Annotated in this window: 14 protein-coding genes; 9 read left to right on the forward strand and 5 right to left on the reverse strand. The window is 61.8% G+C overall.

Annotated elements, in window-relative coordinates; translation table 11 throughout:
* Window positions 1–80: 80 nt before the first annotated feature.
* Window positions 81–368, reverse strand: a complete 288-nt coding sequence (locus tag HDE77_RS19515; protein ID WP_184419585.1) for a 2-hydroxyacyl-CoA dehydratase — start codon at window positions 366–368, stop codon at window positions 81–83.
* 193 nt (window positions 369–561) lie between these two features.
* Between HDE77_RS19515 and HDE77_RS19520 the strand changes: the two genes are divergently transcribed.
* The 3 genes from HDE77_RS19520 (at window position 562) to HDE77_RS19530 (ending at window position 3,029) form a co-directional block, all read left to right on the forward strand.
* Complete coding sequence (locus HDE77_RS19520) at window positions 562–1,809, forward strand: NnrS family protein (RefSeq protein ID WP_184419586.1); 1,248 nt, start codon at window positions 562–564, stop codon at window positions 1,807–1,809.
* A 119-nt stretch (window positions 1,810–1,928) separates the two neighbouring features.
* Window positions 1,929–2,429 (forward strand): thiol peroxidase, encoded by a 501-nt coding sequence (gene tpx / locus HDE77_RS19525; RefSeq protein WP_184419587.1) that lies wholly within the window; start codon window positions 1,929–1,931, stop codon window positions 2,427–2,429.
* Window positions 2,430–2,486: 57 nt separating this feature from the next.
* Window positions 2,487–3,029 carry a GNAT family protein gene (locus HDE77_RS19530; protein WP_184419588.1) on the forward strand — a complete coding sequence of 181 codons (543 nt, stop codon included), beginning with the start codon at window positions 2,487–2,489 and terminating at the stop codon, window positions 3,027–3,029.
* 7 nt (window positions 3,030–3,036) lie between these two features.
* On the opposite strand, the gene HDE77_RS19535 is transcribed toward HDE77_RS19530, so the two are convergent.
* Together HDE77_RS19535 and gap are read right to left on the reverse strand one after the other, a co-directional pair.
* Complete coding sequence (locus HDE77_RS19535) at window positions 3,037–3,414, reverse strand: hypothetical protein (RefSeq protein ID WP_255482828.1); 378 nt, start codon at window positions 3,412–3,414, stop codon at window positions 3,037–3,039.
* Window positions 3,415–3,542: 128 nt separating this feature from the next.
* Window positions 3,543–4,556, reverse strand: a complete 1,014-nt coding sequence (gap, locus tag HDE77_RS19540) for a type I glyceraldehyde-3-phosphate dehydrogenase (RefSeq protein WP_184419589.1) — start codon at window positions 4,554–4,556, stop codon at window positions 3,543–3,545.
* Between the two features lie 210 nt (window positions 4,557–4,766).
* On the opposite strand from gap, the gene HDE77_RS19545 reads away from it, so the two are divergent.
* The 5 genes from HDE77_RS19545 (at window position 4,767) to HDE77_RS19565 (ending at window position 11,510) form a co-directional block, all read left to right on the forward strand.
* Window positions 4,767–5,621, forward strand: a complete 855-nt coding sequence (locus HDE77_RS19545) for a S1/P1 nuclease (protein ID WP_184419590.1) — start codon at window positions 4,767–4,769, stop codon at window positions 5,619–5,621.
* A gap of 39 nt (window positions 5,622–5,660) precedes the next feature.
* A complete protein-coding gene (pyk, locus tag HDE77_RS19550) occupies window positions 5,661–7,133 on the forward strand; it encodes a pyruvate kinase (protein ID WP_184419591.1) in 1,473 nt (490 codons plus the stop codon).
* Between the two features lie 88 nt (window positions 7,134–7,221).
* Complete coding sequence (locus tag HDE77_RS19555) at window positions 7,222–7,662, forward strand: energy transducer TonB (protein WP_184419592.1); 441 nt, start codon at window positions 7,222–7,224, stop codon at window positions 7,660–7,662.
* Window positions 7,663–8,641: 979 nt separating this feature from the next.
* Complete coding sequence (gene ltrA / locus HDE77_RS19560; protein ID WP_184419593.1) at window positions 8,642–10,339, forward strand: group II intron reverse transcriptase/maturase; 1,698 nt, start codon at window positions 8,642–8,644, stop codon at window positions 10,337–10,339.
* Window positions 10,340–10,505: 166 nt separating this feature from the next.
* Complete coding sequence (locus HDE77_RS19565) at window positions 10,506–11,510, forward strand: class I fructose-bisphosphate aldolase (protein WP_184419594.1); 1,005 nt, start codon at window positions 10,506–10,508, stop codon at window positions 11,508–11,510.
* Between the two features lie 174 nt (window positions 11,511–11,684).
* Here the strand turns inward: HDE77_RS19565 and HDE77_RS19570 are convergent, their stop codons facing one another.
* Together HDE77_RS19570 and HDE77_RS19575 are read right to left on the reverse strand one after the other, a co-directional pair.
* The gene (locus tag HDE77_RS19570) at window positions 11,685–12,416 is read right to left on the reverse strand and encodes a spore coat U domain-containing protein (protein WP_343206143.1); all 732 of its coding nucleotides are present in this window, start codon (window positions 12,414–12,416) and stop codon (window positions 11,685–11,687) included.
* Window positions 12,417–12,515: 99 nt separating this feature from the next.
* Entirely contained in the window at window positions 12,516–13,109 is a 594-nt protein-coding gene (locus tag HDE77_RS19575; RefSeq protein WP_184419596.1) for an outer membrane beta-barrel protein, read from the reverse strand.
* 264 nt (window positions 13,110–13,373) lie between these two features.
* On the opposite strand from HDE77_RS19575, the gene tkt reads away from it, so the two are divergent.
* The gene (gene tkt, locus HDE77_RS19580) at window positions 13,374–15,383 is read left to right on the forward strand and encodes a transketolase (RefSeq protein ID WP_184419597.1); all 2,010 of its coding nucleotides are present in this window, start codon (window positions 13,374–13,376) and stop codon (window positions 15,381–15,383) included.
* Window positions 15,384–15,827 lie beyond the last annotated feature (444 nt).

Here is a 15,827-nt window from a genome sequence, read left to right on the forward strand (position 1 = left end):
CGTAGAGTTTCGGCAGCTTGTCGAGTCTTGCACCATCGGCAGGCCGGAACCTGTGAGCTTCGAGCGAACCGGGAGACGCCTCAGCGCTTCTTTGCTCTGGGTGGCTTGGCTTCATTCGCAGAAATAAGCTGCTGCAAGTACGCGATGCCTTCTTCCTCGGGAAAGAACGCCACTACATCTGCAATGGTCAGCTTGTAGTGCTTGCAAAGCGCCAGGAACTCGGACTTTGCGTCATCGGGCTTGCTGTGGCTGGCTGACTTCGACGATTGCTGATCAACCTTGCTGTCGAGCGCAGCCAGTTCTTCCTGAAAACGCCGAAAGGCGTCTTGCGGGGGAGGCGTTGAACGTGGAGGGATAAACGGCTTCATGCCTCATTGTCGCATATGGCATAAGGCTTTCCAGCCTCGGCCAATGTGCTGAACAGGCTGCAGAGCCCGCGGGAATGTCCGCTGCGGGCCGCGAAATCCGCCACTGAAGCGGGCTGGCCTGATCCAGATCAAGGCCGACCGTTCCGTCGGCGTGTCAGCATGATGCATCAACCTGAATCGATTCGCTGACGTCATGCCCGAGACTCGTCCCCCAGACGCAAAAACAGCCACCTTCGCCGAGTTGCCAGCCTTGCTGGCGTCGGCGCCGCATCGGCTGCTGTTCCTGGGCGGCTCCATCGCCGTGCTGCTCAGCATGGCGTGGTGGGCCGTGGAATTGACATGGATGCGGTTTGGCATGGGTAGTTGGCCGCAGCCGTCGATTCCGCCGGGCTGGGCGCACGCGATGCTGATCCAGTACGGCATGTTTCCGCTTTTCATGTTTGGCTTCCTGCTGACGGTGTTTCCGCGTTGGCTGAATCAGCCGGCGCTGCCGCGCGCGAGTTATGTGCCGGTGGCCGGCGGAGTGTTCGGCGGTTACGTGCTGGCGAATGTGGGGTTGTTGAACATGCCGTGGCTGCTGGTCGCGGGTTTCATCCTGATGCTGGTCGGCTATCTGATCGGTTTCCACACGCTGGCGAAAGTGTTGCGCGCATCCAGCGATCGCAACGACCACGCGCGCTCATGCTTGTTGGCGGTGGGGCTGGGTGTGCTGGGGCTGGTTGCGTTTCTGGCCTATCTGTTCGGCGGTCCACCGGAATGCGCGGAAGGTGCGGTGAAATTGGGCACGTTCGGTCTGCTGTTGCCGATCTTCTTCAGCGTGACGCATCGGATGTTGCCGTTCTTCAGTGGGAGCGTAGTGAAGGGTTACCAGGTGACGCGTCCCCGCTGGAGCTTGCCCGTGGTGTGGGTGTTGCTGCTGGCGCACGGGTTGCTCGACTGGCGCGGTGCACTGGGCTGGCTGTGGCTGGTGGATGTGCCACTGGCGCTGGTGTTTGGCTGGCATGCGTTGGCATGGCAGCCCTGGAAGGCGATGCGGCCCGGTTTACTGGCCGTACTTCATCTGGCCTATGCGTGGCTGCCGCTGGCGTTCGTTTTGTATTCGGTGCAAGACCTGATCTATGCGACCAGCAGTCAACTCGTGCTGGGGCGCGTTCCGCTGCACGCGCTGGCGATCGGCTATTTCGGTTCGATGCTGGTGGCGATGGTGACGCGGGTCACGCAAGGTCATTCCGCTCGGCCGCTGCAGATGGGCGCCATTCCGTGGCTGTGCTTCGCGTTGTTGCAGTGCGTCGCGCTGCTGCGCATCCGTGCCGAGTTGGGTGGTGACATGTACCTGTGGCTGGTGATCGCCGCGTACGGCTGGCTGCTCGCATTCCTGCCGTGGGTGCTGCGCTCGGCGTGGATCTATCTGACTCCGCGGGTAGACGGCAAGCCGGGCTGAGTGTGCAAGCCTGTTCCGCATTCGTGCTGTTCGGCATCTGCTGAGCAGGTTTGTGCTCTCGTCATGGCGCACCGGATCATGCTCTACTTGTAGGCCACGATTTTCCGATGAGGTGCAACATGTCCGATGTCACGTTCAAGGGCCAGCCGATCAGCGTGGATGGCCAGTTTCCGGCCGTGGGTAGCAAGGCACCCGCGTTCAGTCTTGTTGGCGCAGATCTGTCCGACGTTGCGTTGTCCAGTTACGCCGGCAAGCGTAAGGTCTTGAATATTTTTCCCAGCGTGGATACCAGCGTGTGCGCCACCTCGGTGCGCCGCTTCAATGAGTTGAGCAGCCAGCTCGAAAACACCGTGGTGCTGTGCATCTCGGCGGACCTGCCGTTTGCGCAGGCACGCTTCTGCGGCGCCGAAGGTCTGGACAAGGTGAGCAACCTATCCGTCATGCGTGGACACCAGTTCCTCAACGATTACGGCGTGGCGATTGCAAGCGGCCCGCTGGCTGGTCTGGCGGCACGCGCGGTATTGGTGCTGGACGAGCACGACAAAGTGATTCACGCCGAATTGGTGGATGAACTTACGCACGAGCCGAACTACGACGCGGCGCTGGCTGCGCTGAAGTAATGGGCACGGCCAGGATGCCGTGCGTCCTGGCCGGCTGAGCACGCTGCAAGGATGAGCATGTCCGTACCGACGCTGGAAGGTTTACGCATCCGTCTTCGCCCCTTGCGCGAAGACGATGCGGAAGCATTGTTTGTTCTGCACGGCGACCCCCAGGTGATGCGCTACTGGAGCCGCACGGCGTGGACCGATCGAGCCGAGTCGATCAGCCATCTTGCCCGCATGGTGCAGGCCGAACGTGATGGGGACATTCCGTGGGCGATCGCCCGACGCGAAGATGACGCGTTGATCGGCAGTCTGAGCCTGTTCCAGATCGTGCCCGAGCATGCGCGTGGCATGTTCGGCTATGCCCTGCAGTCAGCCTGTTGGGGCAGTGGTTTTGCGCTGGAAGCGGCCAGGCTGGGTCTGGCTCATGCATTTTCCACACTGGGGCTCGAACGCATCGAGGCCGATATCGATCCCGCCAATCAGCCGTCCAGACGTCTGGCTGAGCGTCTTGGCTTCAAGCAGGAGGGCTTGTTGCGCCATCGCTGGAAAGTCGACGATGTGTGGTCCGACACGGTGTGGTACGGCTTGCTGCGGGAAGAGTTTTCCAACGTCTGAAACCGGCTCAGTGCGTGATGCCGACAATGGGGATCCCGAAGGGCCGGCCCTGTGGATGCTCGTGCAGTCCCAATCCCAGGCGCAGGCCGCGACCGATTCGCTCGGCGTAGTCGCACAGACGCCCGGCGGACTCCTTGTCCAGCATGTCGTGCGTGGTTTCCCGCCATAGCGCCAGCCAATGACTGAAGTGTTCGGCACGAATCGGATGTGGCCGATGGGCTGCCATCGGGTTGCCGCGATAGCTGCCCGCGCGCAACGCCACCGACGATGGCCGGATGCGTATAGCCGTCTGGTGTCCTCGGTGAGCGGGGCTGATCTGGATCAGCGTGTGGATGTGCCTGGACGCAAACGTGCTGGGAAACGAGTGGCCGCCCATCAGCGACATGATGGCTGCGATACAGGTACCCTCCGTTGGAGCGGTGTCCGGACAAGTTGCCGCCACTGAGGTACCAAGGCGAGCAACGAAAAAGGCCGGGCAAAAGCCCGGCCTTTTCGTTGGATCGGTGATGCGACTTACTTCGCCGCCATCAGCGCCACGGTCATGTCGAGCATGCGGTTGGAGAAGCCCCACTCGTTGTCGTACCAGCTCAGCACTTTCACCAGCGTGCCGCCCATGACGCGGGTCTGGGTGGCGTCGTAGGTGGAGGAGGCCGGGTTGTGGTTGAAGTCGATCGATACCAGCGGCTTGGTGTTCACCGCCAGGATGCCCTTCATCGCGCCGTTGGCGGCTTCGTTGATGGCGGCATCTATTTCTTCCTTGGTCGTTTCGCGCGCGGCGACGAACGTCAGGTCGACCACCGAGACATTGATGGTCGGCACGCGCATCGCGAAACCGTCCAGCTTGCCGTTCAACTTCGGCAGCACCAGGCCCACCGCGGCGGCGGCGCCGGTCTTGGTCGGGATCTGGCTCATCGTGGCCGAACGCGCGCGACGCAGGTCGGAGTGATAGACGTCCGTCAGCACCTGGTCGTTGGTGTACGAATGGATGGTGGTCATCAGGCCGTGCACGATGCCGACCTTGTCGTCCAGCACCTTGGCCAGCGGCGCGAGGCAGTTGGTGGTGCAGCTGGCGTTGGAGATCACTTCAAGCTTCGAGGTGAGCTGGTCGTCATTGACGCCGAACACGAACGTGCCGTCGATGTCATTGCCACCTGGCGCGGAGATGATCACCTTCTTGGCGCCGGCAGTGAGATGCGCGCCGGCTTTCGCCTTGGTGGTGAACAGGCCAGTGCACTCGAGCACCACGTCCACGCCCAGCTCGCCCCAGGGCAACTTGGTCGGGTCACGTTCGGCGCAGACCTTGATCTTGTCGCCATTGACGACGAGGAAGCCGCCTTCGGCGCTCACCGTGCCCGGGAACTTGCCGTGTGCGGTGTCGTATTGGGTCAGGTGTGCATTGGTCTCGGCGTCGCCGAGGTCGTTGATCGCAACGATCTGGATTTCGCTGGTGCGGTTGGATTCGTACAGCGCGCGAAGAATATTGCGGCCGATGCGACCGTAACCGTTGATGGCAACCTTGATGGCCATGGGACAGCGTTCTCCAGAGGGGTGGGCGAAAGCCGCGGCAGGCGGCCGGTAAAGCCGCGATTTTACAGACAAACCGGATTGGGCGCTTGGGGGCACTCAGCCGCTTGAGTTCAAGACCATGCGCGGAGGTCGCGTCGAGGCTCCGTAGGGGTCATCAAGATGCAGATGGGCTGTGGCATGCTCCCGCGACTCACCACTGGAATCTCCGCCATGCTCGCCACCCGCCGTCTCGCCACCGCCTTGCTCGCCTGCCTGGTCATTGCGCCCGTCCAGGCATGGGGGCCGCTGGGTCACAGCGTGGTCGCCGAACTCGCGCAACGACATTTGAGCCCGGCCGCCGAAGCCGAAGTGGAACGATTGCTGGCACCCGACCACACGCGTTCGCTGGCCGACATTGCCAGCTGGGCCGATCAGATCCAGGACGATCCCGCGCAGGCGGCCCTGTGGAAGCAGACCCGTCCCTTGCATTACCTCGATTTCCGTCATGGCGATTGCAACTACACGCCACCGCGCGATTGCCAGGACGGCCTCTGCGTGGTCGGTGGCCTGCAGCACTATGTGGCGGTGCTGGGTGATCCCACGCAGTCCGATGCCGCACGCGGCGAAGCGTTGAAGTTTGTGGTGCATTTCGTCGGTGACATCCACCAGCCGCTGCACGCCGGCGCGCGCGACGACAAGGGCGGCAATACCTATCAGGTGCAGTTCGATGGCAAGGGTAGCAACCTGCATCGGGTATGGGATTCAGGCTTGCTGTCTACCCGCGGCCTCGACTGGAAGGCGTATGCACAGGCACTCGACTCGCGCGGCCTGGTGCCGTTGCCCTCACCGATTGCGCCACTCGATAATCCCTATGCACAGTGGGCCGAGGAATCCTGCGCGATCACCGCAGAAACCGGCTTCTATCCGGACGACCACAAGATCAATCAGGCCTACGTCGATGCCGAATTGCCGGTGGCCGAACTCCGCCTGCGCGAGGCCGGCCGACGACTGGCCGAAGTGCTCAACCTCACATTGCAGGGTGCTGCGGCGGCGCCGGCCGCCAACCCCCAAGGCACGCGCCAATAGTTCTGCTAGGCTCGGAAAACCACCACCAACGTGCCAGCAATGACTACCGAAACCCCCACGCGCCGTACCAAGATCGTTGCCACCCTGGGCCCCGCTACCGACGTTCCAGGCATGCTTGAAAAGTTGATCGCGGAAGGCGTCGACGTGGTTCGTCTGAACTTGTCGCATGGCCTGCCTGACGATCATCGCGCGCGCGCCAATGCGGTGCGTGTGGCGTCGGCCGCGGCGGGGCGTGAGGTCGGCATCCTGGCCGACCTGCAGGGGCCGAAGATCCGCATCGAGACCTTTGCGAATGGTCCGGTGGAACTGCTTGACGGTGCGCATTTTGTGCTCGACTGCCGCCCCGACGCACCCCCTGGCGATGCGACGCGCGTCGGCGTCAGCTATTACGAGTTGCCGCAGGACGTGCATGCCGCCGACGTGCTGCTACTGGACGACGGACTGGTCGCGCTGACCGTGCTGGAAGTCGTCGGTGCTGAAGTGCGTTGCCAGGTGCTGGTCGGCGGACGGCTGTCCAATCGCAAGGGCCTCAACCGGCAGGGTGGCGGCCTTTCGGTGACGGCGCTGTCGGACAAGGACAAGGCCGATATCAAGCTGGCTGCCGAGATTGGCGCGGATTTCCTGGCGGTGTCGTTTGTGCGTTCGGCCGACGATATGCATCAGGCCCGTCGGCTGCTGCACGAGGCTGGCGGCAATGCATCGCTGGTGGCGAAGATCGAGCGCGCCGACGCAATCCCCGTGTTGGGCGAGATCATCGATGCCTCTGACGTGGTGATGGTGGCGCGCGGTGATCTCGGCGTGGAGATTGGCGATGCCGAACTGCCGGGGCTGCAGAAGAAAATCATCCGCGAATCGGTGCAGCGCAATCGCGCCGTGATCACCGCCACGCAGATGCTGCAATCGATGGTGCGCTCGCCGATCCCGACCCGTGCCGAAGTACTCGATGTGGCCAATGCGGTGATCGATGGCACCGACGCGGTGATGCTGTCGGAGGAAACCGCTGCCGGCGCGCACCCGGACAAGGCGGTGGCAGCGATGCGCCGGATCTGCCTCGGTGCCGAACGCCAGTTCGAGCCGAAGGAAGATCTGACCACCGCCGGACACCGGCTGGATCGCACCGACCAGGCCATTGCACTCGCCGCAATGCTGCTGGCCAGCGAGCTCGGCGTGCGCGCGATCATCGCGCTGACCGAATCCGGCGCCACTGCTCAATGGCTGTCCCGCTATCGCACCGCCGTGCCGATCTATGCGTTGTCGCCGCTGGCCGATGCGCGCCGACGCATGTTGCTGCTGCGCGACGTGCGACCGGTCGAGTTCACCCGCGGCGGTTTGAGTTCGGCAGCCACCGCGCGTGCCGCCGTGGAGCAGCTATTCGCACAAGGTCGCCTGAGCGAAGGCGACCGCGTGGTGCTGACTCATGGCGACCACGTCGGCCAGGGTGGCGGCACCAATACCCTGAAGCTGCTCTCGGTCGGCCCCGACGGCATGGTCGAGTGTCTGCGCGATCTTTGATGCGAGCGCGCAAACCGACCCCACGGGTTTGCGCGACGATTACACTTTGATCCTGGACGTCAATCGCGTCCCTGCACAGGAGACCGTCATGAAATCGATAGTTCGTCCGCTTCGACAGAGTCTGTTGCTGATTCTCGCCTTGGGTTTTGTGGCGCCGGTATTGGCGCAGACGCGCAAGGTCGATCAGCAGGATCTGTACCGTTACTGGATCCTGCTCAATACCAGCATCAAGATGGATGCGCCCAACAGTGGGCTGAACCTGGACAAGCCCGGTTGCGCGGCAGTGACCTATACGGTCGGTTCGGACGGCGTGCCGATGAACGTGCAGCTGGTCAAACTGGCACCCAAGAGCGACCTGGGCCCGGCGGCCATCAGCGCGGTGTCCAATTTCCGCTACGGCCCGTCACTGACCAACCGCATTGGCGCGCCAGTGGCCACCTATTACATCGTTCCGTTCAACGCACCCGACGACAAGGCGCAGCGCCAGCAGTTGCTGGATGCCTGCAAACTGCCCGGCTACGGGGCCTGAACGGCCGGCGGGGCGGGTTTGCGCGTCGGCATTGCCAATCTGGCCTATAATTGACGCTTTGGTGCGACACGACCCGCTCGTGTCCAGTACGGTCCCAGCCCCGATGCGCTGGAGGCGCTCTCCTAAAGAGAACGCCATTACAACGATAAGTCCTGTCTAAGGTGGCTAATACCCCCTCACAGGCGGAAGACCCGAGAGGGGACTCTCGTGTCTTCGTCGCAATGACGAGCACGAGAGTCCATGGAATTTCCCAGGGTTCTCGAAGGAGTCAGCGAACTCCTTTTGCCTGCGTTTGGCCGCAATGGTCAGCGCATCGTTCGACATTGAGCGGATGCTCTATGTGTCATTGTTCCACTGGCTTGTTGGCCAGCAGGGAACCTGTTGTGTGACCAACAGTAGCCTAGGGAGACATGCGTCGCTGGTAACGGCGGGGTGTGAAGCTCTCCTGACAACGTCCCCCGTAAGGCACGGATCGACCGCGAGGTCGTCCGTGGAAACTCCGAGCAGTAACGGGGTGGAGGGGCAGGCTGGCTGGTACGGGTAGCGTATGCGAACTGCTGATAAACGTCGTAACAATTGAAGTGCCAAAACTGCTGATAGGCACTGACCAAAAGGTGCGTGGTCGGTTGTCCCGCTCGAAGCACGGGACACGTCATCAAAGAGACCATCGGCGAATAGGCAGACCCTAACCCGGTCGTGTGACATGTAGGGAACGTGGAAATCCCACGCCACCGCCCTCTGGGCAGGCGAACCGCAAGGGACGCTGTGGGTGGTGTGGGCATGAGATGCCGGACAAAGCCAATGCCTTCCTGTAATGGGGGGGATATGCCCACTTCCGGCTGGTCTGACGTCGCGTAGCGACTGAGTAGCCTCAGGTGGATCGGTGCAATACCGATCTTCTACAACTTCCCCACGGGGCGCTCATGGCCCCGTCGGGGGCAGTGCGCGCGCTCGTGCGGATCAACCGCAGGAGAGCAGCATGAGAGAGCTTGATCATTCGATCGGGTCTGCGCCCTCCGGCGTCCCGCACCACTGGCATGCCATTGACTGGCAGCGGGTGGAACGGAACGTCCGAGGCATGCAGGTACGCATCGCGAAGGCGACACGGGAAGGCGACTGGCGCAAGGTGAAAGCCCTGCAACGGATGCTGACCCGCTCGCTGTGCGGCAAGATGGTGGCCGTACGGCGAGTGACTGAAAACCGAGGCAAGCGAACGGCGGGAGTCGATCGCGTGCTGTGGAACGGTCCTGAACGTAAATGGAAAGCGATCGGTGAATTGAAACGGCGCGGATATCGGCCCCTGCCACTACGGAGGGTCTTTATCCCGAAGGCCAATGGGAAGGAGCGCCCCCTGGGCATTCCGACCCTGCGGGACAGGGCGATGCAAGCCTTGCACCTGCTGGCCCTGGAGCCGGTGGCCGAATCGTCAAGCGATCCAAACTCCTATGGATTTCGGAGTCATCGCTCGACGGCCGATGCCATGGGCCAGTTGTTCGTTTCCCTATCCCAGCGGAGATCTGCCGCGTGGGTGCTGGAGGCGGACATCAAGAGCTGTTTTGATCATATCGACCACGACTGGCTGGTGACCCACGTCCCCATGGACAAAGTGATCCTGCGACAGTGGTTGAAAGCCGGCACGATCCACCAAGGAGGGTATCAGGACACCGTGGCTGGAACACCGCAGGGCGGGATTATTTCCCCGACCCTGGCGAATGTGGCGCTGAACGGGCTGGAGTCGCAACTGGCAAAGCATCTCGGTGCGAAGCTGGGTGTAAAGAAAGCCGAGAATCTCTTAGTCCATGTGGTGCGATATGCGGATGACTTCGTGATTACGGGGGTGTCGAAAGACATTCTCGAAAATGAAGTGAAGCCGTGGGTGGTGGCGTTCCTCGCCGAGCGAGGATTGCAGCTGTCCGCGGAGAAAACGCGCATCGTGGCCGTGGACGAGGGTTTCGACTTCCTCGGGTGGAATTTCCGCAAGTACAGCGGGAAGCTGCTCATCAAGCCGAGTAAGAAGAACGCGCAGACGTTCTACCGCAAGGTGAAGGAAGTCATTAGTGCCAACAAGACGGCGAAGCAGGAGAGTTTGATTCTCTTGCTGAACCCGATGCTACGGGGCTGGGCGAACTACCACAGCCCCGTGGTCGCCAAGGCGATGTTCAGCCGTATGGAGTCCCTGTTGTTTCGGGCGCTCTGGCGGTGGTCACGGCGGCGACATCCACGCAAGAACCCCACATGGATACGGAAGAAATATTTTCCGCCCTTCGAGGGGAGAGGCTGGGCGTTTGCCACCACGGTGACAAAAGACGATGGCAGAAGAGTCCGGGTGGCGTTGTACTGTCTGAGTGCGACGCCGATCCGGAGACACAAAAAGATCAAAGGAAGCTTCAATCCCTACGATCCGGCCTATGAGTTGTATGGCGAGAAGCTACGGCAGGAGCGCATGTTGCTTAGCATGCGTCACCGGAAACAGTGGATGGCGCTCTATCGCTCGCAACAAGGCCTATGTCAGGTATGCAGTAGCCCGATAACGCGGGACAGCGGCTGGCACGATCATCACCTTCAGCACCGGGTGCATGGTGGTTCGGACGCCCTCAGTAATCGGGTATTATTGCACCCCCTATGTCATGTCCAAGTCCATCAGCTTGGTTTGCTAGTCAAGAAACCGGTCCCGTAAGGGGCTTTGTCAGATTGGAGCCGTGTGCGGGGAAACTCGCAAGCACGGTTCTTAGGGAGGGGTGGGCCAGCAATGGCCCATCCCTACCCACTAACCATGCCGCTTCGGTTTCGAGGCAGCCTAAATCCTGTGTGGGCCGTTGTTGCCCTCGCTAAACGGAGTCGTCATGAGTATTGAAGATCTCGAAAGCATCGCCTTGGCGATGGTCGCGCCGGGCAAGGGCATCATCGCCATCGATGAGTCGACCAACACCATCAGTAAGCGCTTCGAGGCCGTCGGTATCGAGAACACCGAAGAAAACCGCCGTGCCTACCGCGAGTTGCTGCTGACCACGCCAGGTCTGAGCGAGCACATCTCCGGCGCGATCCTGTACGACGAGACCATCCGTCAGTCGACCAAGGACGGTGTGCCGTTCACCCAGGTCATGAAGAAGGCCGGCATCATCCCCGGTATCAAGGTCGACAAGGGTCCGCAGCCGCTGGCCGGCTTCCCCGGCGACGTGGTCACCGAGGGTCTGGACGGCTTGCGCGAGCGCCTGCAGGAATACGCCAAGCTGGGCGCGCAGTTCGCCAAGTGGCGCGCCGTGATCAACATCAGCGAAGACAACCCCAGCTCCACCGCGATCGAAGCGAACTGCCACGTGCTGGCCCGCTACGCCGCGCTGTGCCAGGAAGCGGGCCTGGTGCCGATGGTCGAGCCCGAAGTGATCATGGACGGCGACCACAGCATCGAAGTCAGCTACGAAGTGCATGAAGCCGTGCTGCGCAGCCTGTTCAACGCGCTGTACGAGCAGAACGTGATGCTGGAAGGCACCATCCTGAAAACCAGCATGGTCATCCCGGGCAAGGATTCCGACGAGCAGGTCGACGTTGAAGAAGTCGCCGAAGCGACCGTGCGCGTGCTCAAGACCACCGTGCCGGCCTCGCTGCCGGGCATCGTGTTCCTCTCCGGCGGCCAGACCGATGAACAGTCCACGGCGCATCTGAATGCGATGAACCGCATCGGTCCGCATCCGTGGCCGCTGTCGTTCTCCTACGGTCGTGCCATGCAGCAGGCGGCGCTGAAACTGTGGGCGCGGGACATGAAGGCGAACTATGCCGAAGCGCAGAAGACCGTCCACGCGCGTGCTCGCGACAATGGCCTGGCAGCACTGGGTCAGTGGAACGGCTGATCGCCTGGCACAGTAAGTTGCTTGTACGCGAAGACCTGAAGCGCTGAAACTCCAGGCTTCCATGTCATCAAACAAAACGGGCGCCTCGCGGCGCCCGTTTTGCTTTTCCAAAGCGACCGCAGCCGGGATACTCCATTCCGCGCTTACTGAGACCACATCGGTGCCGATCGAGCCTCAGAACGTAACCGTGGCGATCAGCTGGTCAGTGTAGGTACCGGGAGTAGCAGCTGGCTGCGGTGCCATGACCGCGTAGTACGTGGCTACCTGTGCAGTGCCGGTTCCCGTTGATGGACGGTTATATGTCCCGTTGCTACCGTCACCCCAGATCTGCTTGTAGGTACCATCGAGGTAGATGTTGTATTTGAGCGTATTGCTGCCACCGGTACGCGTGAGCAGGCGCGAAGCGACCGTGGCACCCGTGCCCTTACCTGCATTGATGGAAACGGCGTATGTCGTTCCGCCGGTGCACGTCGTGGTGATGGTGCCCAGCACAGCCACCGTGCTGGTGATCAGGCCCAGCGAGCCAAAATTGGCATCCGTGGCACTGATGAGGCAGTCGGCGGCGACCGTGGCCTGTACGGTAAAGGGGAAGCCAGCTGCATACATCGAAGTGGAACACTCCGGCGGACTGGTTTGATAGTTTACGTAGCCGATCGTTGCGTCATTGACCGTGAAGGTGCTCGAATAATTGCCAGCCAGCAACGTACGCTGGTTGCCTGGCACCCTTGCATAGAAGGGCAGATTGACAGCGCCAGCGCCCGAGTTGAGCTGGATGTCCACAGGGTACGAATTGCTGATGGAGTCCCAAACACTGGTCCACGGTTGCGTACGCGCTGAGTCCTTGTACATGCCATACGCCATGCTGCCACCATTCGAAGGAACGTTGCCCGACTTGAATTGGATCATCCGGATAGATGAGCGCTCCACCCTGATCGGGCGACGGATCCAAAAAAAAGCGGGCGCCCTGAGGCGCCCGCTTTCATTACTGACGATGACCTGTCGATCTTAGAAGCGGTATTCCGCGGCGACCGTGTAGGCGTTGGTGGCGAGATCTACACCACGGCCGGTGCCTTCGTAGTAGTTGTAGTTGAGTCCGACGCTCCACTGCGTCGTGATGTTGTAGCCCACGCCCGCACCGCCGTAATACTTGGTGCGGTTGAACTGCAGGTACTGCTGCGGGTTCACGCCATCAGTGAGGCCCTGGCCCTGGGCATAGAACGCACCGCCACGCAGCTCGGCGTACCAGCTCGGGGCAATGTTGTAGCGCAGGTCCAGACCGGCGGTGGTGCCGCGCAGCTGGGACCGGGTACCCGACGTGTTACTGGGCACACCATGGGCGGTGACCTGGCCCAGGTACTGATAGCCCACTTCCACGCCCAGCGAGGTTTCCGGATTGATCGCGAAACGGTAGCCACCCTTCACGCCACCGGCGATCCCGCCATTGTCGTACGGGCCCTTGTCCAACGCGGCATAGCCAGCATCGGCAGCCACGTACCAGCCCTGCTGGGCGGTGGGGTTGGCGGCGGACTGGGCGAAGGCGGCGGGGACGACCGCCAGACCGGCGGCAGCAATGGCAACAGCAAGCAACATCTTGTTCATGGGGGTATTCCTCTTGTTTTTGATCAGGCTGTGGCGCCTCGGGGAAAGGTGATGCCACAGCTTTGGCGTCCGCCTGCTAGCGGTACTGGCGCATTAGATCGGGTGTTACCTGAAGAGTTTCAATACCGGCCAGTACAAAATTAAGCCGAGGTTAATGTCAAGGCATGCATTGGGCCTAAATGGCGGCAGATGGTCGCGGGCGACAGCGATCCGTTGATCGGCGACAATCGCGGTTTTAACCGCCGTCCTTCCGGAGAACACCGCATGACCACCCGCCGCGAACTCGCCAACGCCGTGCGCGCCCTTGCCATGGACGCCGTGGAAGCGGCCAAATCCGGCCATCCGGGCATGCCCATGGGGATGGCGGACATCGCCGAAGTGTTATGGAGCGACTTTCTGCAGTTCAATCCGCAGAATCCGAAGTGGGCCAACCGTGATCGCTTCGTGCTCTCCAATGGTCACGGCTCGATGCTGCAGTACGCGCTTCTGCACCTGACCGGCTTCGATCTGCCGATGGATCAGCTGAAGCACTTCCGCCAGCTGCATTCAAAAACCGCCGGCCATCCGGAAGCCAGCGAGACCCCGGGAGTGGAAACCACCACCGGTCCGCTCGGCCAGGGTCTGGCAAATGCCGTCGGTTTCGCGCTGGCTGAGAAGGTGTTGGCGGCGCATTTCAACCGCCCTGGTCATTCTGTGGTCGATCACCACACCTACGTCTTCCTCGGCGATGGTTGCCTGATGGAAGGCATCTCGCACGAGGTCGCCTCGCTCGCCGGCACCTGGCAGCTGGGCAAGCTCGTTGCGGTCTATGACGACAATGGCATCTCGATCGACGGCGAAGTGCATGGCTGGTTCACCGACGATACGCCGGCGCGCTTCGAAGCCTACGGCTGGAACGTGATTCGCGGCGTCGACGGGCATGACGCGGATGCCATCGCCAAGGCGCTGAAGGCGGCAACCAGTCAGAGCCACAAGCCCACGCTTATCTGCGCGAAAACCATCATCGGTTTTGGCGCGCCGAATAAGCAGGGCAAGGAAGAATGCCACGGCGCCGCATTGGGCAAAGACGAAATTGCGGCCGCGCGCGCGCAACTCGGCTGGAACTACGCACCGTTCGAAATTCCCGCCGACATTTACGCCGGTTGGGACGCCAAGGCTGCTGGCGCGACACGCGAACAATCGTGGAACGACGCGTTCGCGAAGTACGCGGCCGCGCATCCGGAACTGGCTGCCGATTTCAAACGTCGTCTTGCTGGTGAACTGCCGGCTGACTGGGCCGCGAAGTCGCAGGCGTATGTCGCCAAGTTGCAGTTGGAAGGTCCGGAAGTCGCTACGCGCAAGGCATCGCAGATGACTCTGGATGCATTCGGTCCGCTGCTGCCGGAGCTGATCGGCGGCTCGGCCGATCTGGCCGGTTCCAATCTCACCAAATGGAAAGGCAGTCTCGATGCCGCCACCGGCAATAGCTCGGGCGGCAAGGGCAATTACGTTTACTACGGCGTGCGCGAGTTCGGCATGACCGCGATTGCGAATGGCCTCGCGCTGCACGGCGGCTTCATCCCGTACGACGCGACGTTCCTGGTGTTCTCCGATTACGCGCGTAACGCGGTGCGCATGAGCGCGCTGATTCCGGCGCATTCGATCCACGTCTACACGCACGACTCGATTGGTCTGGGCGAGGACGGCCCGACCCATCAGCCGGTCGAGCATCTCGCCTCGTTGCGCTACATCCCGAACAACCAGGTGTGGCGCCCGTGCGATGCGGTGGAATCGGCCGTGTCATGGAAGGCGGCGATCGAGCGCAAGGGCGCTCCGGCGTGCCTGATCTTTTCGCGACAGAATCTCAAACACCAGCAGCGCAGCGAGCAGCAGCTGGCGGACATTGCGCGCGGCGGCTATGTGCTGTCCGACCCGCTGGACACGAAGTTCAACGCGATCCTGATTGCCACCGGTTCGGAAGTGGAGCTGGCAATGGAAGCAGCACGCGCGTTGGCGCAGCAAGGTGTCGCCGTACGTGTAGTGTCGATGCCGTGCACTGAAGTGTTCGATGCGCAGCCGCTGGAGTATCGCGAAGGAGTGCTGCCGGGCTGGTGTCGCGCCCGCGTTGCGGTGGAGGCGGCTACTGCCGACTTCTGGTGCAAGTATGTGGGCCTCGACGGTGAAGTGGTCGGCATGACGACGTTTGGTGCCTCGGCGCCGGCGCCGCAGTTGTTCGAGCATTTCGGGTTCACCGTCGCCCATGTGGTCGACGCGGTGAAGCGCGCCATCAAATAAGCACTCCTGCCTTTGCCTCCTCTCCCCGCGGGGGAGAGGATTAGGGTGATGGGCGGGTGTTCGCGGGCCTCGCGGGACCGCCCAGTTCTCGTCACCCCTGCGAAGGCACGGGCCCAGCGCCCTTGCCCGTGACTTGTCGCCGCTGTCGTTGCTCTTGCTGCTCTTGTGGGAGCGACTTCAGTCGCGATGCTCTGGCTTTGCTGATTGGCTGGCTAGCTTCAGAGCTTGAGAGCTCAAGAGCTCAAGAGCTCAAGAGCTCAAGAGCTCAAGAGCTCAAGAGCTCAAGAGCTCAAGAGCTCAAGAGCGTTTCGTCCTCCTACGGAGGGCGAGTCACTTTTCTCTTGCGTGGTGTATAGACCGGAGACATGGGTAACAGACGTGCCAAGACATGGGTTACACCTCGGCAGGAGTTCATTGCCTGATCGAGGTGTCGTTCCATGCCCT

It is taken from the genome of Rhodanobacter sp. MP7CTX1, from assembly GCF_014205795.1.
In the GTDB taxonomy this organism is placed as follows: Bacteria; Pseudomonadota; Gammaproteobacteria; order Xanthomonadales; family Rhodanobacteraceae; genus Rhodanobacter.